Origin of the sequence: Acinetobacter sp. CIP 101934 (assembly GCF_000369585.1) — a bacterium.
GTDB lineage: Bacteria > Pseudomonadota > Gammaproteobacteria > Pseudomonadales > Moraxellaceae > Acinetobacter > Acinetobacter schindleri.
In genome coordinates this window covers 1,462,203-1,482,911 of the sequence record NZ_KB850094.1, presented here as the reverse complement: position 1 = coordinate 1,482,911, position 20,709 = coordinate 1,462,203, and the positions used below count along the sequence as shown (strand labels likewise).

The window sequence follows — 20,709 nt, the reverse complement described above, 5'->3', positions numbered from 1 at the left end:
ATGGTTTCTTTCCACTTCAAATGCTATTTTTTCTCACGCAGAAAATTTCGGTAATAATCATTCAACTTTTTTACGATTACTTTAAATTGCAGCAAGTTTTCTTCAGTATTGCCCAATCTTGAATTAAAACGTTGATTGGCAATTTCCAGATCAATTTTTTCATTAATGATCATGGCTGTAAAATATAATTCTTTCAGATCATCAAATGTTTTCATGCGTCGGTTAGACAGATATTCTAGTCTTTCACCTAACTCTTGATTCAGGTTAATCCCATCTACGATATAGCCAGTTTCTTCGGTATATTGAATATTATTTTCTTCTAGATAAAGCTGTGGAGGAGAAGGTTTATTTGATTTGAATAAAGTGCTGATTTTATCAAACATGCTATGTTCCGAATTCATCGTGGGATTTATCTAGTCTAGATGAAAATACCCCAAATCCACAGACTGGATTTGGGGTAAATGGTTAAAATCAGCACGATCCTATAAATCGTGATTCAAAGCCTTAAGAGCTTCAGGACACTTGTTCTAACTGATTGATCTCACTAGGTACTTCCGAGACCAGATTTTCAAAGGCAAAGATTTGATCTAACTGAGCCTGACTGAGCAGACCCAGCTCCAGTACGACTTGAGGCACAGTTTTATTTTCACGAATACACTGTTTTCCGATTTCATCACACATGGCATGCCCTAGCAGTGGTTCCAGCAAAGTGATAATGCCGATACTGCGCATCACGGCATTTAAACAGTTCTGCTCATTGGCCTGAATACCGGCAATACATTTTTGCTGTAGCGTCTGCATACCGTGGGTCAGCAATTGAATCGATTCATTTAAAGATACCGCGATGACAGGTTCCATGACATTGAGCTGTAATTGTCCAGCTTCTGCCGCCATGGTAACTGTCAGGTCATTGCCAATTACCCGAAATGCAATCTGATTCACCACTTCCGGAATCACTGGATTCACTTTGGCTGGCATGATCGAAGAACCTGCCTGTAATTCTGGCAAGCGGATTTCTGCCAAACCGGTACGTGGTCCAGAACTTAAGAGACGTAAGTCATTACAGATTTTGGACAACTTGACTGCCAGACGTTTCAGGCTGCTAGACAGAATAATGAATACGCCACAATCACTGGTCGCTTCTACATAATCTTCCGCGCCTTTTAAAGGCAGACCAGTAATGTGTGCCAAAGTTTCTACAGCACGCTTGGCATAACCCGTTGGTGTATTTACACCAGTTCCAATTGCTGTTGCACCCAGATTAACTTCCAGCAATAACTGACGCATCTGCTCAATCAGCTTAAAATCTTCTTTTAATAAAGTCGCAAAAGCGCGGAATTCCTGCTCCATAGTCATAGGAACAGCATCTTGCAATTGAGTACGGCCCATCTTGATCACATACTGAAATTCTGTAGCCTTACTATATAAAGTATCAATCAAAGATTTTTGCACATTGAGCAGTTCATCTAAACGTGTATAAGTCGCCAGGCGCAGTGCCGTGGGATAGACATCATTGGTAGATTGCGATGTATTCACATGATCATTCGGATGCAGAATATGATATTCCCCTTTACGATGCCCCATCAGTTCCAGCGCACGGTTGGCAATCACTTCATTGGCATTCATATTGATGGAAGTCCCGGCTCCGCCCTGATAAGGATCCAGTGGAAAAGCATCCTGCCAGTTTTCCGGATGTTGAATCAGCTCATCACAGGCTTGCTGAATGGCTGCACATTGTTGTTCTGAAATTTTCTGAAAATGTAGATTGGTTTGTGCAGACGCTTTTTTAACTTGTGCCAAAGCGCGAATAAAATGTAATTGCTGTCCTACAGTTAAACCTGATATCTGAAAGTTTTCCAGCGCACGTATAGTATGAATTCCATAATAACTATGCTGTGGAATCTGTTTTTTACCCAATAAATCCTGTTCGATTCTGTTCAAGTCAATTTGAAGCATATTGTCCATATTTTTTACTCTTGGCGATGATGCACCTTGATGGTGCTCTTCCACTATGCGCGGAGTGGTCAGAAACAAATAGAAATCTTTTAAGCGATATTTGCAACAAAATATGTCTAGTTCGCATTTGCTGTTAGTTTTGTAACTTTGTGTAATAAAATAACAAAAGTTTAATGATTTTAACTATTTATTAAAAATTAGCTTCTTAGCTCTAAATTAGACTATTCTTGGCTTTATTTAGCCATTTTGAATTCCATACTATTCTATTTAAAAAATCAAATTTACATAAAGCATACATAAAAACTGCTTAACTGTTACAGAGTGTAATTTTTAAACCGTGTTTGAATCACTGCCCTGTGAACGCAGTACAAAAAATCATCCCGGATGATGATGTGCAATATTTAAGGATACTCTGCCTATGAGCTCGCTAAACCCGACACTGATTACTTTTCTGTTTTATATCGTCGCCATGATTGGAATTGGTTTATACGCCTATCGTGCAACGTCCAATTTTGATGAATATATTTTGGGTGGGCGAAGTCTGGGCAGTGTGGTGACTGCACTTTCGGCAGGCGCCTCCGACATGAGCGGCTGGCTGCTAATGGGTCTGCCTGGTGCAATTTACCTGTCTGGCTTGTCTGAAGTCTGGATTGCGATTGGTCTGATTATTGGTGCCTGGCTGAACTGGCTCCTGGTGGCTGGCCGCCTGCGTGCCCACACCGAATACCAGAACAATGCCCTGACATTGCCCGATTATTTTACCAGCCGTTTTTCGGATAAGAAGCGGATTTTACGCTTGCTCTCTGCAATCGTGATTCTGGTGTTCTTTGCGATTTACTGTGCTTCCGGCATGGTTGCAGGTGCACGCTTATTTGAAAGCCTGTTTGGCTGGGATTATACCACTGCACTCTGGCTCGGTGCTGTTGCTACGATTCTGTATGTGTGTATCGGTGGATTTCTGGCGATCAGCTGGACCGATACCTTTCAGGCTGGTTTGATGATTTTCGCCTTGTTAATTACTCCGATCATTACCTATCTGGCATTGGGTGATAATGCTCAACAGGTCGGTACATTGCTTGAAACAGCCCGTCCACATGCATCCAATATGCTGGAAGGTCTGAGTATGGTGGCGATTATTTCAAGTTTGGCATGGGGCTTAGGCTATTTTGGCCAACCGCATATTTTAGTTCGTTTTATGGCGGCAGATTCGGTAAAAACCATTCCCGCTGCACGTCGTATCGGTATGACCTGGATGATCCTGTGTCTGGTGGGTGCAATGTCTGCAGGTTATATCGGAATTGCTTATTTTGCAGCAAATCCTGATTTACCTGCTGCAGCGATCGTGAACCAGAATCCTGAAACAGTCTTTATGGAACTGACCAAAATCCTGTTTAATCCTTGGGTGGCTGGCATCGTTCTGGCTGCAATTCTGGCTGCGATTATGAGTACTTTAAGCTGTCAGCTGCTGGTCTGTTCTACGACTCTTACCGAAGATTTATACAAAGGTTTCCTGCGTAAAAATGCTTCGCAAAAAGAACTGATCTGGGTTGGCCGTGGCATGGTGATTGTGATTTCCCTGATTGCAATTTCCTTGGCAATCAATCCGAACAGCAAGGTTCTCGGTCTGGTGGCTTACGCTTGGGCAGGCTTTGGTGCGGCGTTTGGTCCATTGATCATCTTCTCGCTGTTCTGGAAACGCATGACTCTCAATGGCGCAATTGTGGGCATGGTAGTAGGTGCAGTAACCGTAATTGCCTGGAAAAATTATATGGGCGATACAGGTTTGTACGAGATTATTCCCGGCTTTATTCTGGCAGCGCTTAGCATTGTGATTGTTAGTTTGCTGGATAAAGCTCCAAGTCACGATGTAGTCAATCGTTTTGAACTGGCGAAAGCCGAATATCAAAAAGAAATGGCAGAAATGAAGAAATAGTCTTTCTATTTCAAAAACAAAAGGGACTTTATGTCCCTTTTGTTTTATCAGCATTTTATACTTTAGCTTTGGCAGGTACTTTCAGCTTGATCTGCTGGGTTTCCTTAATTACTTCCATCACCGGATAACTGCGGGTTTCTTTTACGCCCGGCAACTGCCACAGAATATCACCGGAAATTTTACGGAATTCATCCATATTCGCACAGCGGATTTTCACTACAAAATCAAAGCCACCACTGATCATATGACATTCCACAATATCCGGAATATGCTGCACTGCTTCAGAAAATTCTTCCAGTACATTCGGTGTAGTTTTATCCAGCAGTATCTCGACAAAAACTACAAAACCGTTATTCAGCTTGACCGGATTTAGACGGGCTTCATAACCGAGAATAAATCCTTCCTTGGTCAATTTCTGCACCCGTGCCAGTACTGCTGTTGGCGACAGGTTCACCATTTCTGCCAGTTTGATATTGGAAATTTTCGATTCAGATTGCAGCAAATCAAGAATACGAATATCTATTCGGTCAAGGCTTACATATGGGCTATTCATTAGAATTATTCTCTAAAAATGATACAAACTATAGTGAGATATTCGTCAATTATTTTGGGATTATAGATTAAAACTCATTCAACTCAAAGAACCGTTTGACGCAGTACAGGAAGTCACTATGTCCACCATCCTACGCCCAAATTCGCACTCGAATGCCATGCAGCAGTCGAATTATATTGCTGAATTTAAGGATAAAAATGAATATGAACAGCGCATTAATTCTGCATGGCGACGTGCAGAATCCGAGTGCGTGGAAACCCTGCTGGAACATAGTGACATTTCCTCTGAACTGACGGACAAAATCCAAAGCCTGGCTTTTGATCTGGCGCATTCCTTGCGTGAACGTAAAGGTTCAGGTGGCAAGGCCGGCATTGTGCAAGGGCTATTACAGGAATTTTCGCTGTCTTCTCAGGAAGGTATCGCATTGATGTGTCTGGCAGAAGCTTTGCTGCGTATTCCGGATACGGCGACCCGCGACCTGTTAATTCGTGACAAGATCAATCAGGGCAACTGGAAAGAACATCTTGGGCAAAGCCAGCTGATGTTTGTCAATGCTGCGGCCTGGGGACTGATGCTGACCGGAAAGCTGATGGAAACCCCACAACAGAAAAACCTGTCAAGTCTGTTAACTGGCCTTTTGGCACGCAGTGGCCGTGGCATTATCCGCAAGGCGGTCGATGTGGCGATGCGTATGATGGGTGAACAGTTTGTGACTGGCGAAACCATTGATGAAGCCCTGAAAAATGCCGAACGTCTGGAAGAAAAAGGTTTCCAATATTCTTATGACATGCTGGGTGAAGCAGCCCTAACCGATCCGGATGCAGAACGTTATTATCAGGATTATCAAAATGCAATTCATGCCATCGGTCAGGCATCAACAGATAAAGATGTTTATAACGGTCCGGGCATTTCCATCAAATTGTCTGCGCTGCATCCACGTTATCAACGCTCACAGATGGATCGTGTTAATGATGAACTGTATAGCAAAGTACTGAATCTGGCGGTTCTGGCGAAAAAGTACAATATCGGTCTGAATATCGATGCGGAAGAAACCGAGCGTCTGGAAATTTCCTTAGAGCTTTTAGAACGCCTGTGTTTTGAACCGACACTTAATGACTGGAAAGGCATTGGTTTCGTGATTCAGGCCTACCAGAAACGCTGCTTTTATGTAGTGGATTATATTATCGATCTGGCTAAACGCAGCCAGAAACGCCTGATGATCCGTCTGGTCAAAGGTGCGTATTGGGACAGCGAGATCAAAAAAGCCCAGATCGAAGGTATGGCGGATTATCCGGTATTTACCCGCAAGGTACATACTGACCTGTCCTATATTGCCTGCGCACGTAAACTGCTGGCAGAACCCGATTATATCTACCCGCAATTTGCCACTCACAATGCACAAACTGTGGCCACCATTTACCAACTCGCCAATCCGGAACGTTACTACGCTGGTCAATATGAATTCCAGTGCCTGCACGGCATGGGTGAACCGCTATATGAAAATGTGGTCGGTGACAAAGCGGCTGGCAAGCTCGGTATTCCATGTCGTATCTATGCCCCAGTCGGCAATCATGAAACCCTATTGGCCTATCTGGTACGCCGTCTGCTGGAAAATGGTGCCAATACTTCTTTCGTGAACCGGATCGCGGACAAGAGCTTAAAAGTTGAAGATCTGATCGAAAATCCTCGTCAGACAATTATAAAGACCGCTCAACAGGAAAATGTATTGGGTGCCAAACATCCTCATATTCCCTATCCTCAAGATCTTTATGGCACACGTATCAATTCATCTGGACTGGATCTGGCCAATGATGCGGAACTCAATGCTTTAAATGAAGTTGCAGCAACTCTGGCTGACACCCAGTTCCAGGCAGCAGCAATGGGCACAGCTTTTTCAGAACCAGATACAAGTAATACTGTACAAGTAATCAATCCGGCCCAGCATCAGGATGTGGTCGGTACCGTTTATGAAGCAACGACTGAACAGGCAGAAATTGCCCTGATCCAAGCTGCCAATGCACAACATTTCTGGGCCAATCTGCCAAAGGATGAACGTGCCGCCTATCTGAATAAAGCCGCCGAGCTGATGCAGCAACGCCTGCTGCCCCTGATGGTTCTGCTATCGCGTGAAGCTGGTAAAACCTATGCCAATGCCATTGCTGAAGTACGTGAAGCCATTGACTTCCTACGTTATTATGCTGGCCAGATGTCAGATTTACCTGGCAATGTCCATATCCAGCCTTTAGGTACCGTACTGTGTATCAGCCCCTGGAACTTCCCGCTGGCGATTTTCACCGGCCAGATTTCTGCGGCATTAGTAGCGGGCAATACGGTAATTGCCAAACCGGCTGAGCAGACTCCGCTAATTGCTGCCCAAGCTGTACAAATTCTCTGGGAAGCTGGCATTCCACAAGATGTATTGCAACTGTTGCCCGGCCGTGGTGAAACCATTGGTGCCCAGCTGAGCCAAGACTCCCGTATTCAAGGCATCATGTTTACCGGCTCTACCGAAGTAGCAAAAATTCTGCAAAAAACCGTAGCCAAACGGTTAAACCAGTTTGGTGAAAGTGTGACCCTGATTGCCGAAACTGGTGGTCAGAATGCCATGATTGTCGATTCATCTGCATTGACCGAACAGGTGGTGCTGGATGTGGTTAACTCTGCTTATGATAGTGCTGGTCAGCGTTGTTCCGCCCTGCGTGTATTGTGTGTACAGGAAGATAATCTGGACACTGTACGCCATATGTTAAAAGGTGCTATGCAGCAGTTGCGAGTTGGCAATCCAGTTCTGCTCAAAACCGATATTGGTCCGGTCATTGATGCCGATGCCCAGCAGAACATTCAGAAGCATATTGATCAGATGCGCAGCAAAGGCCATAAAGTCCATCAATTAATGTTTAATCAGGATGCTTCTGAACTGGCTCAAGGCACCTTCATTCCGCCTACTTTAATTGAACTGCCAAACCTGAATGATCTGGAACGTGAAGTTTTTGGTCCGGTGCTACATCTGATTAGCTATAAAGCTGGCCAACTGCCACAGTTGCTAGATCAGATCAACAGTAAGGGTTATGGCCTAACTATGGGACTACATACCCGGATCGATGAAACCATGCAGACTGTGATCTCGAAAGCACATGTCGGCAACCTGTATATTAATCGTAATATTGTCGGTGCAGTCGTTGGGGTACAGCCATTTGGTGGTGAAGGTCTATCCGGTACTGGTCCAAAAGCCGGTGGTCCACTTTATATTTACCGTCTAATGCATCAGGTATCCGAGAAAAAGTTAGCTCAACCTTATGCGATGAATTCTGCTCAGGCAACGCTTGAAAATCCATTACTACAGGAATTTAAAGCTTGGGTATATAAAACTTTCCCAACGATTTCCTTAACCACTCCGGCTAAAATCACAACTGGGCACAGCTTTAGCCTGCAAGGTCCAACAGGTGAAGAAAACCAGTACATGATCTTGCCACGTGAAAGTATATTATCTCTGGCAACGAATGATGCTGATCAGATTCAGCAATTACTGGCGATTTTATCGGTGGGTAGTCGCCCGGCTGTACTGGCAGACAATACTTTTATACTTAAACATTTACAAAGTATGCCAGCAAAAGTGGTAAAGGCCATTAAAGTGATTAAAGATATGGAATCTGGTGATTTCGAAGCTGTACTGCATCATGGTGATGCTTCTGCACTGATTGATCTGCAGCAGCGTATTGCAACACGTCAAGGTCCAATTGTAGGTATTACTCATCTAAGTTCCGGAAATTATGAGATTCCGGTGGAACGTTTTGTAATTGAACGTGCAATTAGCATTAATACCGCAGCAGCGGGTGGTAATGCCAGTCTGATGACCATGTCAGGCTTATAAGCAGCTTTATCACTTATTTTATTTTAATTTCTTTCCTCTTAAGGCCAAATCTCTCCCCTTTGTAGATTTGGCCTTTTTTTTAGCAGCTTTTCCAGCCTGTTTCCCTGAATAGTCTTAGGCAGAACAGCAATTTTTTGCTACCATCTTGGCTTTCAAAATATTTGCGATTTTTACTGCATATGACCTCATCTTATCAGCAACAACTGGATGCCAAAGTTGAACGCATTAGCGCGCAATTTGCCGAATATCAACCACCTGCTTTAGAAGTATTCGAATCACCTGAACAGTACTATCGCATGCGTGCTGAGTTTCGGATCTGGCATACTGAAGATGACCTGTTTTATGCCATGTTTGAACGTGATGAGAACAATAATAAAAAAGTCATCCGTATTGATGAGTTTCCGGTGGCCGACCGCAGTATTAATGCCTTAATGCCACTCTTATTGGCAGCACTTAAGGCTGAGCCTATTTTATCAAATCGTCTCTTTGAAGCGCATTTTCTTGCCACTTTAAAAGGTGAAATGTTGGTATCACTGGTTTATCGTTGCCCACTGACTGCTGAATGGGAAGCTGCAGCTAAAGCCATATCAGAACAACTCAATATTAAGATTTTTGGTCGTAGTCGTGGGCAGAAAGTCATTTTAACTGATGACTATGTTGTTGAAGAATTGACTGTGTTCGATCGCAAGTATCAATATAAGCAAATTGAAAGCAGTTTTACTCAACCTAATGCGCAAGTCTGCCAGAAAATGCTGGAATGGGCATGCAATGCTGCACAGCAGTCTGATAAAGACCTATTGGAGCTTTACTGTGGTAATGGCAACTTTACCTTACCACTCTCTACCCGCTTCCGTCGTGTATTAGCGACCGAACTGGCGAAATCTTCAGTCTATGCAGCTGAATGGAATATTCAGCAGAACGGTATTGACAATATTCAGGTGGCTCGTCTGTCTGCTGAAGAATTCACCCAAGCCTATAACGGTGAACGTGTGTTCCGTCGTTTGCAAGAAGCCAAAATTGATATTTCAACTTATGATTTTGATACTGTCTTTGTCGACCCACCACGTGCCGGTATTGATGATGAAACACTCAAGTTACTGCAGCGCTTCGAACGTATCATCTATATTTCTTGCAATCCAGATACATTGCATGACAATCTGAAACAGCTGTCTCAGACGCATAAAATTACTAAATTTGCCCTGTTCGATCAGTTCCCATATACCCATCATGTGGAGTCAGGTGTGCTGCTGGAAAAATGCTAAAAATATTGTTTCAATTTATTTTTTTGTTACATAAATGGAGTTTCTAATAGCTCCATTTTTTGTTTTTAAAATAATGGACTTATACATGAATTCCATTATTTCAACTGAATAATATCGTTTGAAACACCTGCTGCAATCGGAAATTTTAAAGACTGTTTGCTGCTTTTATCACATAGGTCCTATTGCTTTATTTATTTAATTGGCTATATTTCAAGCTATGTTAGATCATGTATGAAGGCTCTATGAGTTTTTGGCAAAAGTTGTTCACTGCTGAACAACAAAATGAACACAAGAATCAAATTGCTTGTGTTGAAAATGACTGCGCTTGTAAGTCAAATGAACAGCTTCTTGAAGCATTGGCAAAAGCAACTGATGAAGACGTGATTGTCGGTATCAAAAAAGTTCTCGCTTCTCGCGGCTATAGCCGTAAGGAACTGAATGAACTGCAGCACTTGCCATTACAGTAGTGGTCAGGCTTTATTTAAAAAAGCATTTGTGAAAGCAAATGCTTTTTTATTGACTGAAATTTTTAAATAGAAGCATTATTCAATCTGTATGCCCTACTCTAGCTCTTGTCTCGGTTAAGTAATGATCCTCAATAATACTTAGGCTATTTTAATCTTAAGCTTTCTACTTTTTTCATCATTCCATTATTAACTACAACTGATCAGTTCGCTGATTTTTCAGACATAAACATCGATAAAATCACAAAAACCCGTTAAACTTGGTTTCTTGAAACATTTGTACATCAATTGGCATTCAGTGGCATATGCAACAAACTCAACGTTTTCCCTTAGGTGCTCACCTTATGGTCAAACACTTCGGCTATACCCATCATGGTATTTATGCCGGACGAGGTCGTGTGATCCATTATTCCGGTTTTGCGCACTTATTTAAAAAGCACCCGATTGAAATTACCTCGATTGACAAGTTTAGTCATGGTAAACCAATCCAAGTTCAGGAATATGCACATACCAAATACAAAGGCCGTAAAGTTGTGCGTCGTATGCGTTCACGCATGCATGAAAATAATTATCATCTGATTATCAATAACTGTGAACATCTATGTACCTGGGCGATTACTGGCGTGGAAAGCAGCCCGCAGGTGATCCGCATGATGAACCGTCTAACCACCATTGGTTATATCAGTTCGATGATGAGCTTCATGAACAGTATGTTTCTGACCTTAACCACCACCTGCTTTGCCTTGGCACTGTATATTAAAAAGAAATTACGCGACAAAGCAAAACGACGCTTACAGCAATACCGTGAGCTACAGGAACAATTCCAGGAACATACTCAGCAACCTGAAAAAACGCTAATTAAAAGCCCAAATAAATGGAGCTTTTAATATGGATAAAAATAACTGACTTAACTCAGATGCCCTTTCCAAGGCCTTAAAGGTTCAGGTATTTCCCGTCCTATAGAACTTAAAGTTTCCCGTTCGACCAAGCGCACGATTGAATCAAGCGCCAGGTCATTGTCCTGTAGTCCAAAAGGTTCTTCTAGCTCGGCACTCAACTCATCCAAGCCTAAAAACAGATAGGCAATCAATGCCACTAGGACTGGCGTCCATAATCCTAAATTGGCTTCCAGACTAAAAGGCAGAATAAAACAGAAAGAATATACTGCTCGATGCAACAGTACGGAATAAGAAAATGGCAACGGCGTCGACAGAATCCGGTCGCAACCTGCCTGAATATTTCCAAGCTCTACCGTATGCTGATTCAGGTTGTTATAAATAATATCGGAGATCTGCCCTGATCGGTAACATTCCACCAGCTGCTTCTGCATCTGTTCCAGTACCCATTGCGCAGGATTAACCTGTTGCTTAAGCTGATTGAAAGCAATTGGATCAAACTGAGTATCAGGCTGGTAATGCTCAATGTTACTCTCTTGCTGACGCAAACGATCGCGCAATAAATGGGTAAACAGCATCATCCGGTATAAGAGCAATTCCCTGCTTTCAGTATCGAGTATGTGAGTATCCCGACCCAAGTGACGTGTGGTGGCGATCAATGCACCCCAAAGTTTACGCCCCTCCCACCAGCGATCATAGCAGGCAGTATTTCGAAAGCTCAGGAAGATCGACAGAATTACCCCGAAGATGGTGAAGCCAATTGCAGGGACTGCAGGCAGGCTAAAAAAGTGCTCCCGGCTTAAATAAACCAATACGCCAGAAATCAGAATCACTGACATAAGTGCGGGTAATACCTTAGGCAAAATGGTGCCATGCCACGCAAACAGCAGACTAAAACTATTACTTTTATCACGGACGATCATGTTTTTGTTTTACGCTCCATAGAAATAGCCCAACCGAAGTTGGGCTATCTAAAGGTATTAGAACCAAACTGTTTTGAATCCGCCGAGGCCAATTGGTTTCCTTAGCAGCAAATGACCAATACAATTTAAGTCACCAAGCCAAAATAACTTATTTACCTGGCTTAAAGCTGTCTTTCAGGTCCAGAATACGGTTAAACACTGGCTTTTCACTTGAGTGATCGTATTGGTCCGCTACAAAGTAACCTTCACGTTCGAACTGGAAGCGGTCTTCCGGTTTAGCCTCTGCAAGTGCTGGCTCAATTACGGCTTGTACCACTTTCAATGACTCAGGGTTCAGGTTCGCCAGGAAATCATCCCCAGTTTCTGGATCAGATTCAGTGAACAGACGGTCATAGATACGAACTTCTGCAGGAATACCTTTCGTTGCAGATACCCAGTGAATTACACCTTTGACTTTACGGCCTTCGGGGTTTTTACCTAAAGTTTCAGGATCAATTGAACATTTCAGCTCAACCACTTCACCATTTTCATCTTTAATCACTTCATCACATTTGATGACATAAGCATGACGAAGACGCACTTCACCGCCAGGAATCAGACGTTTAAAGCCTTTAGGTGGTTCTTCTTCAAAGTCTTTACGGTCAATGTAAATTTCAGAGGTCAATGGAATCACACGCTCGCCCATATCCACATTTGGGTGACGAGAATGCGTCAGATCCATATCCGCTGGCAGATTGGTTAAAGTCACTTTCAGTGGATTAAGTACTGCCATACCACGTGCAGCCGCATTTTCCAGAGACTGGCGAATGCAATACTCCAGCATTGCTACATCGACGATACTGCCATCAACCTTAGATACACCTACCCGCTTACAGAAGTCACGCAGACCTTCCGGGGTGAAACCACGACGGCGCATACCCACCACAGTTGGCATACGTGGGTCATCCCAACCATTCACATATCCGCCTTCAACCAGTTTACGCAACTTACGCTTAGAAGTAATGGTGTAGTCGACATTCAGACGGCTTGATTCATACTGACGTGGAACAGCTGGGGATTGAACTTTCTCAACCACCCAGTCATAGAATGGACGGTGATCCTGAAATTCCAGTGTACATAAAGAGTGTGTTACACCTTCAATGGCATCTGATAATGGATGCGCATAGTCGTACATAGGGTAGATTTTCCATTTGTCGCCAGTCTGATGGTGTTCAGAATGCAGGATACGGTACAGAATCGGATCACGCATATGCACGTTTGGAGACGCCATGTCGATCTTGGCACGAAGCACAGCCTGACCTTCCGCAAACTCGCCATTGCGCATTTTCTCAAAACGCTCTAGGTTTTCAGCAACAGTGGCATCACGTTGTGGCGAGTTTTTACCTGATTCTACAAAGTTACCACGGTTTAACTTGATTTCTTCTGGAGACTGTAAATCCACATAGGCATCGCCCTGTTCGATCAGTTGAATAGCCCAGGTGTAAAGCTGATCAAAATAGCTCGATGCATAGCGCGGCTCACCATTCCATTCAAAACCTAACCATTTCACATCATTGGCAATACCATCAACATATTCTTGTTCTTCAGCATCCGGGTTGGTATCGTCAAAACGCAGATTACATAAACCATTAAATTCTTGAGCAATACCAAAGTTCAGACAGATCGCTTTTACATGTCCGATATGCAGGTAACCATTTGGCTCAGGTGGGAAACGTGTCACCACTTGTTGAGTACGGCCTGCTTCTAAATCATCAGTGATGACCTGGCGCACAAAGTCTAAGCCCGGTTGTTGTTCCTGCTGCTGCGCTGAATCGACTGCATTCTTGTTTTGGGTCGGGTTCTCGGGCAGAGATGTAACAACATCATTTGGCTTCATGATCAATCATTCACTTCTAAAGTTAAAAATAAGGGTTTTATGTCCTGTTACGGGAGGCTTTAGACATGCCGTAAAACATAAACTAAAGTCCCCTAGTTTAACTTTAGGTGATCAATCTCTCAACTGCTAACTGTGGCATTTGTTTTCTATTCAATCATTTTAAAATGATCAGGCTAGGTCTGCTGCAATTGCATACAAATTTGGACGAATGATCCGGAAGTTTTTCATAAATCTAATCGCATGTCGCTGTTTAAGAAAAGAAACATACTATTGCAAAAAAATGTGTCATTGTTAATTGGTAAAGCGCAGGCAACCATCTGTATTTGCCTGCTGGAACAATGCATAAATAAGATACGATTTTCAGAATTTTATCCGAGAAAAGTATATTTTTGCTTGCCTTGTCGATTACAGTTTGCTTATGCTTCTCTCATTCAAAAAAACCCATGACTTCAAAGGTCATGATCAGGAGATTACACAATGAGTTTTCCTCAAGTCGAATTAAACACCAATAAAGGTCGTATTGTTCTTGAATTAAACGCTGAAAAAGCACCTAAAACAGTGGCAAACTTCTTAGAATATGTACGTGACGGTTTTTATGACGGCGTAATTTTCCACCGCGTTATTGATGGTTTCATGATTCAAGGCGGCGGCATGGACGAAAACTTCAAAGAAAAAGCAACGCGTGACGCAATTGAAAACGAAGCTGACAACGGTCTGAGCAACGACGTTGGTACCATTGCAATGGCACGTACTCAAGCACCTCACTCTGCTTCTGCTCAGTTCTTCATTAACGTGAAAAACAATGCTTTCCTTAACCATACTGGCAAAACTGCACAAGGTTGGGGTTATGCAGTATTTGGTAAAGTTGTTGAAGGCATGGACGTTGTTGACGCAATCAAAGGTGTTCGCACTGGTAACCGTGGCTACCACGCTGACGTTCCACTAGAGAACGTTGTAATCGAATCTGCAAAAATCATTTCTGAATAAAAAACGTCCTCTCCGTTCTTTATGAGTTTTAAAGCGATGCTTTAAAACGGTGTAATGGAAAATCCCTCATATGAATGAGGGCTCTAGAGAGGAATAAAAGGAAAAGATTTGTGACCCATCTGTTTATCGCCGATTTACATTTGTCACCTGATCACCCTCGACTCGTTCGGGGGTTTTTAGATTTATTAGATGCCTATAAAGATAAGAATACCCAACTCTATATTCTGGGTGACTGGTTTAATGCCTGGATTGGTGACGACTATACCGCTCCTTGGCTGGATGAAATTATTGAGCATTTAAAACAGTTCACCAAAGCGGGTAATCAGGTTTATTTTCTGGTCGGTAACCGTGACTTCGCTTTGGGCAAAGATTTTCTAAATCAGTTCACAGGACAGCTCTTGCCCGATGTTCAGTTCTTAACGATTGCTGGCAAAAAGATTCGTATAGAACATGGCGACGAACTCTGCACCGATGACATCAGCTATCAAAGATTCCGTAAAATTATCCGTCATCCCTGGTTAGTTGGCTTTTTAAGGAAAATGCCGTTGTCTTTTCGTGCCCGGTTGGCACAAGGTTTCCGCAAGAAAAGCCATGAAGCGCAGCAGTTCAAAAGCTATGAGGTTATGGACGTGAATCAAGATGCTGTTAACACCGCACTACAAGATGTCGATCTGCTGATTCATGGTCATACTCATCTTGCCAATATTCATGATGTAAATAGCAAAAAGCGGATTGTCTTAGGCGACTGGAGAGAAGAATCTGCGCAGATTCTTGAGCTTTCTGGTGATCCTGAGCAAGAAATACAGCTGACGACTTGGTATTACTAAATATAGCGGAATTACGACTAAGAAAATTCACTTGCTCTTTATTAAAATGATCAGTTATCATTCAATTAATTTTATTATTTTTCATACACATAAAATGAAATCCAGTTTTCAAAAAGCTAATAGTATATTTCTTATATTTGTGTCCTTAATATTTGCAGTTTCTACTCTTGAAATTGACCCAAATCTAAGTCAATTTGTTAATAGCTACTTCACATTTTTATTAATTATATTCCTCATAAGTCTCTCATTTTTGATATATGACCTCATTGTTTTTCTAAAACGTCAAAAAGAACAACGAGATTTAATTTCAAAAACACAAAAAGAATTTATCAATTCTTTGACAAAATTATCTTATGAAGAGAAGAATATTCTGTCATTATTTATGGATGGAAAAGTTCAAGAAAAGAGTTTAAATTCTAATGATCAAGCAGTAGCTTGGCTTGAAGCGGTGAAGTTTATTTACAACACTGGAAGGCTAGAAGGTAATAAAAAAATTTATCGCATTGAACCTACTCTTTCAAAATATTTGATGCAAAATCCTAATACACTTTACTAATAAAAAGCCCTGAATTAATCAAGGCTTTTTATTTTAGGTGATTATGTAGGTACATAATGTGAAAAACTGTTTCATCAAGGTCCTGCTGAAGCTAACTTAAAAAACTGAATTACTAAATCTAAGCTAAATAATAGGCAACTGGTTACAGTTGTCTTTCTCATTTCAGGATGTAGAAAGCAGATTAATATCCACCTTCAGATTTCACCACTTCAGTACCCTGCTTATATTTAAATAACAGTTCACGCAAAGAATTCATCAGTACACTGGTATCCACGCCGACCGCAACAAATTCAGCACCCAAATCGAGATATTTTTGAGTAATATCATGTTGTGTCGACAGAATACCAGCCGCTTTACCAGCAGCACGAATCCGCTGAATCGCGTCAATCACGGCTTTTTGAACTTCAGGATGATTTGGATTGCCTTGATACCCCATGGTCGCAGACAGATCCACTGCACCAATAAAAACACTATCAATACCATCAACCTTTAAAATTTCATTCAGATTTTCCAGACCTTTTACCGATTCAATCTGAATCAACAGACAGATATCTTCATGAGCGGTTTGGTACTAATTCGGAATACTATTCCAGCGAGTAGCACGTGCCAGCGCTGCACCAACACCCCGGATCCCTTCTGGTGGATAACGTACCGCTTTTACCATCAGCTCGGCCTGTTCAACCGTTTCAACCATGGGGATGAGTAAGCTTTGCGCGCCAATATCCAGAAGCTGCTTGATGAGCTGTACACTGCCAATGGGTGGGCGTACCACTGCCTGGGATGGATAGGCTGCAATACTTTGTAGTTGCGATAACGTGGTTCTTAAATCACTAGGTGCATGCTCACCATCAATCAGCAGCCAGTCATAGCCGGCATTGGCAGCAATTTCTGTACCGTAAGCATCTGCCAGACCGACCCATAACCCGATTTGCTGTTCAGTTTTGAGTTTTCTTTTGAAGTAATTGGTGTATTGCATACGCCCGCTCGCTTGCATGTTATTGCTTATAAGCTTATTAAACGCCTCTTGGCAAAAAGTGCCAATAGTGAAAAGCTCTTTTATCATTAGCCAAAGCTCTAAGTGCTAACATTATAAATAGTAGATATCTGCACAACTTACGCTTTGCCTGAAGGAAATTTATTGTAATAATCCACTTCACTTACAGCATGACTTTACTGTATGCCCCCATCCAAGATCAACAAAGACGAATGGAGTCCAGTCATGGATTTACTTAAGGTTTCTGAATCTCGTTATACGACAAAGGCTTATGATCCATCCAAGAAAATTCCGCAGGAACAGTTTGATCGTTTGTCCGAGATTCTTCGCCTGGCTCCCTCTTCAATTAATATCCAGCCCTGGCATTTTTTTATCGCTGACCATGCGGATGCCAAAGCACGTATTGCCAAGGCTTTGGTGGGCACATATGCCTATAATGCACCAAAAGTATTGGATTCTTCGCATACGATTCTTTTCTGCACTAAAGCTGACATTACTGAGCAGCATTTAGATAATCTTCTGGAACGTGATGATGTACTCGGCCGTTTTAAAGATGAAATCGCCAAAAAAGCACAGCGCAATACCCGTACAGGTTATGTTGAATATTACCGTAATGAAAAAGGTGATATTCAGCGTTGGGCAGAAAACCAGACCTTTATTGCACTGGGTCAAATGTTAATTGCTGCAGCAATCGAAGGTGTAGATGCAACGCCCATTGGTGGCTTTGATGAAGGCATTCTTACTGAAGAATTGAAGCTCAATGAACAAGGCTTGATTCCATCTGTAATTATGACTTTGGGTTACCGCAGTGAAAATGATTTCAATGCCAAGCTGCCAAAATCCCGTCTGAAAGCTGAAGATGTTTTCACCAAACTGTAAGCATTTTATGCTATAAAAGGGGCGCAAAGCCCCTTTACTTGTCATTATGGGCCTAATTTTTGCTTAACTAAAGAACACTTATAATTCAGAATAACAATAGAGGTATCCATGTCAGTTCTTCCATCCAGACCAATGAAATTTGAATGCAAACACTGCGAAAAAATCTATCTACATCAATATAAGCATGAACAGCATCGTTATCCGCATTGTCCACACTGCCGACAGGCTGGCATGCTTCTGGGCCTGGCTGAAAAAGAAGACCTGATTCGCCTACCATTAGATTATGCCAGTGCCTATGTCAAGCAGACATGGCATAGGCTAAGCAGATAACACTGGCAAGCCCCAGCACCAACCCGAGACTGCTTGCAGGCTTTAGACGCTCTTTAAAGAAGACCAGGCCTGCAAGTACCCCAAACACCACTACCAGAATATTCATTCCCGCAAACACAATCGCTGGTGTATCTTTTAGCAGCATATGCGCTTTAACATAAAACGCTATATTGGCGAAGTTCAGCCCCCCTAGAACCAGCCCGGCGCCAATATGCTTCAAATCACCAAGATGATGATATTTAATCACTAGATAAGTCATTGAGAAAATAAAGGCACAAATGAACATCAGGTTCAGCGTCACAGCGAACTGTAATCCCAAACTGGTGGTGTATTTCAATAACACATCAATCAGTGCATATCCGACCCACACTAATCCCAGATACAGTATACCTCGAGTTCCTTTGCCATTATCATTCCGATTAGATAACAGGACACAAATCACCGCAGTGATTCCAAGGCCGATTCCAATGATTTTCAGCTGGCTAAACTGTTCCTGAAAGATGAAGTAAGCTGCTGCAAGAGAAAGTACGACTGATAGACGCTGGGCAATTTCTGTCTTTAGGATCCCCGCTGTTTGCAAAGCCCGAGCCAGTAGCAGAAATACACTTGGCAACAAGATGCCTAAAGCAAAAATCAGTAACCACGGCGTATGAGTGACTGATACATGTGCCAGATCAGGTTTAAACCAGAAATAGCAAAGAACACTTGCTGTGGCATAGTTCCAAGCAATCAGATGAATGGGATTGAGTCCCCTGTTCCTTCCTGTCTTGAGTAAAATCGAGACCATAACGCTGCATAGTGCAGCTGCAAAGATCAGTTCCATTGCATGCTCATCATTATTTTTAAGTACGCTATTTTAATACAAAAAAAGCCCACAAGATTTTTGTGGGCTTTCAAGCATGATTTCAGGCTAGCAATTAGTAGCGAGAAACCATTTTTTCCAATGAGATTGGACGAATCTTGTCAGCATTACCTGCTGTACCAAATGCTTCGTAACGATCTACACAGATTTGCTTCATTGCTTCAACTGTTGCAGCAAAGAATTTACGTGGATCGAATTCACTTGGTTTTTCAGCCATCATACGACGCATTGCACCAGTAGATGCTAAACGCAAGTCAGTATCGATGTTAATCTTGCGCACGCCGTGTTTGATCGCTTCAACCAGTTGCTCAACAGGAACACCATATGTTTCTTTGATATCGCCGCCATACTGGTTAATTACAGCTAACCATTCTTGTGGCACAGAGCTTGAACCGTGCATTACAAGGTGCGTATTTGGCAGTGCTTCGTGAATTTCTTTAATGCGGTCGATCGCAAGAATATCACCTGTAGGTGGACGCGTGAATTTATACGCACCGTGAGAAGTACCTACAGCAATTGCTAAAGCATCAACGTTAGTATCAGCTACGAATTGACGCGCTTCTTCAACTGAAGTTAAAAGCTGAGAATGATCGAGTACACCTTCAGCGCCCACACCATCTTCTTCACCCGCCATACCTGTTTCAAGGCTACCCAGACAACCAATTTCACCTTCAACAGAAACGCCACACGCATGCGCCATTTGTACCGTACGACGAGTTACATCGACGTTGTATTCATATGAAGTTGGTGTTTTACCGTCTTCACCCAAAGAACCATCCATCATCACTGATGAGAAGCCTAACTGGATAGAACGTTGACATACGTCAGGGCTGGTACCGTGGTCTTGATGCATTACCACTGGAATGTGTGGCCATTCTTCGATTGCTGCCAAAATCAGATGACGCAAGAACGGTGCACCTGCGTACTTACGTGCACCCGCAGATGCCTGTACGATTACAGGTGAATTTGTTTGGTCTGCTGCCAACATAATGGCACGCATTTGTTCTAAGTTGTTTACGTTAAATGCTGGTACGCCGTAAGCATGTTCGCCGGCGTGATCCAAGAGCTGGCGCAATGAAATAAGAGCCATAATATCCTCCCAGTGAATGCCACATATTCTACATGCACAAAGGTTTCAATTCAGCAACAAATAACACTATTTAAAAAAAATCCCTGCATTTGCAGGGATTTTGTCTCACATTGACCCAATTAAGGTGCCACTGCTTCCGAAGTTGCTGCAACTGACTCGTCTGCAGTCGCTGCATCTGCCGGAGCATTCGCAATTTCAGCAGGAATGTCGGTATTTTTTTCATCTAGAACCGGCTGATCAATTGCATCAATCGCTGCTTGCTGTTCTGGCGTTACAGTCTCATCTGCAACAGCTGCCGAAGCTTCTGCTTCAGCTGCTGGGGCATTTTCCTGTTTCGCACATGCAGTCAGTGCCAATGATGCTGCCAATAATGCCGCTAAAGTTAACTGTTTTTTCATCACGTAATCTCATCATTTGGTGATTTAATGTGTGCATCTTATGACAGATTTA

General features: G+C 42.6%; 18 protein-coding genes and 1 pseudogene. 10 read left to right on the top strand and 9 right to left on the bottom strand.

Annotated elements, in window-relative coordinates; translation table 11 throughout:
- Positions 1–23: 23 nt before the first annotated feature.
- Both F899_RS07390 and aspA read right to left on the bottom strand, forming a co-directional pair.
- On the bottom strand, positions 24–383 hold the full coding sequence (locus tag F899_RS07390; RefSeq protein WP_004894481.1) for a hypothetical protein: 360 nt from the start codon (positions 381–383) through the stop codon (positions 24–26).
- Between the two features lie 130 nt (positions 384–513).
- Positions 514–1,965 carry an aspartate ammonia-lyase gene (gene aspA / locus F899_RS07385; protein ID WP_004894477.1) on the bottom strand — a complete coding sequence of 484 codons (1,452 nt, stop codon included), beginning with the start codon at positions 1,963–1,965 and terminating at the stop codon, positions 514–516.
- Between the two features lie 409 nt (positions 1,966–2,374).
- Between aspA and putP the strand changes: the two genes are divergently transcribed.
- The gene (gene putP / locus F899_RS07380; RefSeq protein ID WP_005221798.1) at positions 2,375–3,889 is read left to right on the top strand and encodes a sodium/proline symporter PutP; all 1,515 of its coding nucleotides are present in this window, start codon (positions 2,375–2,377) and stop codon (positions 3,887–3,889) included.
- A 55-nt stretch (positions 3,890–3,944) separates the two neighbouring features.
- Here the strand turns inward: putP and F899_RS07375 are convergent, their stop codons facing one another.
- Positions 3,945–4,442: an Lrp/AsnC ligand binding domain-containing protein gene (locus tag F899_RS07375; protein WP_004812716.1), complete on the bottom strand. Its 498-nt coding sequence runs from the start codon at positions 4,440–4,442 to the stop codon at positions 3,945–3,947.
- Between the two features lie 118 nt (positions 4,443–4,560).
- Here F899_RS07375 and putA point away from each other — a divergent pair, with 118 nt between their 5' ends.
- From putA to F899_RS07355, 4 genes are all read left to right on the top strand, one after another.
- Positions 4,561–8,313, top strand: coding sequence for a trifunctional transcriptional regulator/proline dehydrogenase/L-glutamate gamma-semialdehyde dehydrogenase (putA, locus tag F899_RS07370; protein ID WP_005221796.1), 3,753 nt, complete (start codon positions 4,561–4,563; stop codon positions 8,311–8,313).
- Between the two features lie 179 nt (positions 8,314–8,492).
- On the top strand, positions 8,493–9,575 hold the full coding sequence (gene trmA / locus F899_RS07365) for a tRNA (uridine(54)-C5)-methyltransferase TrmA (protein ID WP_005221794.1): 1,083 nt from the start codon (positions 8,493–8,495) through the stop codon (positions 9,573–9,575).
- A 242-nt stretch (positions 9,576–9,817) separates the two neighbouring features.
- Positions 9,818–10,042 carry a hypothetical protein gene (locus F899_RS07360; protein WP_008305254.1) on the top strand — a complete coding sequence of 75 codons (225 nt, stop codon included), beginning with the start codon at positions 9,818–9,820 and terminating at the stop codon, positions 10,040–10,042.
- A 302-nt stretch (positions 10,043–10,344) separates the two neighbouring features.
- Positions 10,345–10,926: a lecithin retinol acyltransferase family protein gene (locus F899_RS07355; RefSeq protein ID WP_005221793.1), complete on the top strand. Its 582-nt coding sequence runs from the start codon at positions 10,345–10,347 to the stop codon at positions 10,924–10,926.
- Positions 10,927–10,946: 20 nt separating this feature from the next.
- On the opposite strand, the gene F899_RS07350 is transcribed toward F899_RS07355, so the two are convergent.
- Entirely contained in the window at positions 10,947–11,858 is a 912-nt protein-coding gene (locus F899_RS07350) for a bestrophin family protein (RefSeq protein WP_005221790.1), read from the bottom strand.
- A 148-nt stretch (positions 11,859–12,006) separates the two neighbouring features.
- Positions 12,007–13,734, bottom strand: a complete 1,728-nt coding sequence (locus tag F899_RS07345) for a glutamine--tRNA ligase/YqeY domain fusion protein (RefSeq protein WP_004894460.1) — start codon at positions 13,732–13,734, stop codon at positions 12,007–12,009.
- Between the two features lie 477 nt (positions 13,735–14,211).
- Between F899_RS07345 and F899_RS07340 the strand changes: the two genes are divergently transcribed.
- From F899_RS07340 to F899_RS07330, 3 genes are all read left to right on the top strand, one after another.
- Complete coding sequence (locus F899_RS07340; protein ID WP_004812701.1) at positions 14,212–14,721, top strand: peptidylprolyl isomerase; 510 nt, start codon at positions 14,212–14,214, stop codon at positions 14,719–14,721.
- A 110-nt stretch (positions 14,722–14,831) separates the two neighbouring features.
- Complete coding sequence (locus F899_RS07335; protein ID WP_005221788.1) at positions 14,832–15,548, top strand: UDP-2,3-diacylglucosamine diphosphatase; 717 nt, start codon at positions 14,832–14,834, stop codon at positions 15,546–15,548.
- Between the two features lie 94 nt (positions 15,549–15,642).
- Positions 15,643–16,104 (top strand): super-infection exclusion protein B, encoded by a 462-nt coding sequence (locus tag F899_RS07330; RefSeq protein WP_227590966.1) that lies wholly within the window; start codon positions 15,643–15,645, stop codon positions 16,102–16,104.
- Positions 16,105–16,285: 181 nt separating this feature from the next.
- Here F899_RS07330 and hpaI read toward each other — a convergent pair.
- Positions 16,286–17,080: pseudogene (gene hpaI, locus F899_RS15560) on the bottom strand (4-hydroxy-2-oxoheptanedioate aldolase).
- Positions 17,081–17,323: 243 nt separating this feature from the next.
- Between hpaI and nfsB the strand changes: the two are divergent.
- On the top strand, positions 17,324–17,977 hold the full coding sequence (gene nfsB / locus F899_RS07320; RefSeq protein ID WP_005221780.1) for an oxygen-insensitive NAD(P)H nitroreductase: 654 nt from the start codon (positions 17,324–17,326) through the stop codon (positions 17,975–17,977).
- A 108-nt stretch (positions 17,978–18,085) separates the two neighbouring features.
- Positions 18,086–18,307, top strand: coding sequence for a hypothetical protein (locus F899_RS15395; protein ID WP_004812688.1), 222 nt, complete (start codon positions 18,086–18,088; stop codon positions 18,305–18,307).
- On the opposite strand, the gene F899_RS07310 is transcribed toward F899_RS15395, so the two are convergent.
- The 3 genes from F899_RS07310 to F899_RS07300 all read right to left on the bottom strand — a co-directional run bounded on the left by F899_RS07310 (position 18,276) and on the right by F899_RS07300 (position 20,657).
- Positions 18,276–19,130 (bottom strand): DMT family transporter, encoded by an 855-nt coding sequence (locus tag F899_RS07310; protein WP_005221778.1) that lies wholly within the window; start codon positions 19,128–19,130, stop codon positions 18,276–18,278. The two genes, F899_RS15395 and F899_RS07310, sit on opposite strands and share 32 nt — an antisense overlap.
- Before the next feature lie 94 nt (positions 19,131–19,224).
- Positions 19,225–20,259 (bottom strand): class II fructose-bisphosphate aldolase, encoded by a 1,035-nt coding sequence (fba, locus tag F899_RS07305; protein ID WP_004812686.1) that lies wholly within the window; start codon positions 20,257–20,259, stop codon positions 19,225–19,227.
- Positions 20,260–20,378: 119 nt separating this feature from the next.
- Positions 20,379–20,657, bottom strand: a complete 279-nt coding sequence (locus F899_RS07300; protein ID WP_004812685.1) for a hypothetical protein — start codon at positions 20,655–20,657, stop codon at positions 20,379–20,381.
- Positions 20,658–20,709 lie beyond the last annotated feature (52 nt).

What these genes read in the sequence shown, in the direction of transcription:
- fba (WP_004812686.1), bottom strand. Translation starts at nt 20,259, where the DNA reads ATGGCTCTTATTTCATTGCGCCAGCTCTTGGATCACGCCGGCGAACAT.
- trmA (WP_005221794.1), top strand. Translation starts at nt 8,493, where the DNA reads ATGACCTCATCTTATCAGCAACAACTGGATGCCAAAGTTGAACGCATT.
- F899_RS07345 (WP_004894460.1), bottom strand. Translation starts at nt 13,734, where the DNA reads ATGAAGCCAAATGATGTTGTTACATCTCTGCCCGAGAACCCGACCCAA.
- F899_RS07330 (WP_227590966.1), top strand. Translation starts at nt 15,643, where the DNA reads ATGAAATCCAGTTTTCAAAAAGCTAATAGTATATTTCTTATATTTGTG.
- F899_RS07310 (WP_005221778.1), bottom strand. Translation starts at nt 19,130, where the DNA reads ATGGAACTGATCTTTGCAGCTGCACTATGCAGCGTTATGGTCTCGATT.
- F899_RS07375 (WP_004812716.1), bottom strand. Translation starts at nt 4,442, where the DNA reads ATGAATAGCCCATATGTAAGCCTTGACCGAATAGATATTCGTATTCTT.
- nfsB (WP_005221780.1), top strand. Translation starts at nt 17,324, where the DNA reads ATGGATTTACTTAAGGTTTCTGAATCTCGTTATACGACAAAGGCTTAT.
- putA (WP_005221796.1), top strand. Translation starts at nt 4,561, where the DNA reads ATGTCCACCATCCTACGCCCAAATTCGCACTCGAATGCCATGCAGCAG.
- putP (WP_005221798.1), top strand. Translation starts at nt 2,375, where the DNA reads ATGAGCTCGCTAAACCCGACACTGATTACTTTTCTGTTTTATATCGTC.
- F899_RS07390 (WP_004894481.1), bottom strand. Translation starts at nt 383, where the DNA reads ATGTTTGATAAAATCAGCACTTTATTCAAATCAAATAAACCTTCTCCT.
- F899_RS07355 (WP_005221793.1), top strand. Translation starts at nt 10,345, where the DNA reads ATGCAACAAACTCAACGTTTTCCCTTAGGTGCTCACCTTATGGTCAAA.
- F899_RS07360 (WP_008305254.1), top strand. Translation starts at nt 9,818, where the DNA reads ATGAGTTTTTGGCAAAAGTTGTTCACTGCTGAACAACAAAATGAACAC.
- F899_RS07350 (WP_005221790.1), bottom strand. Translation starts at nt 11,858, where the DNA reads ATGATCGTCCGTGATAAAAGTAATAGTTTTAGTCTGCTGTTTGCGTGG.
- aspA (WP_004894477.1), bottom strand. Translation starts at nt 1,965, where the DNA reads ATGGACAATATGCTTCAAATTGACTTGAACAGAATCGAACAGGATTTA.
- F899_RS07340 (WP_004812701.1), top strand. Translation starts at nt 14,212, where the DNA reads ATGAGTTTTCCTCAAGTCGAATTAAACACCAATAAAGGTCGTATTGTT.
- F899_RS15395 (WP_004812688.1), top strand. Translation starts at nt 18,086, where the DNA reads ATGTCAGTTCTTCCATCCAGACCAATGAAATTTGAATGCAAACACTGC.
- F899_RS07300 (WP_004812685.1), bottom strand. Translation starts at nt 20,657, where the DNA reads ATGAAAAAACAGTTAACTTTAGCGGCATTATTGGCAGCATCATTGGCA.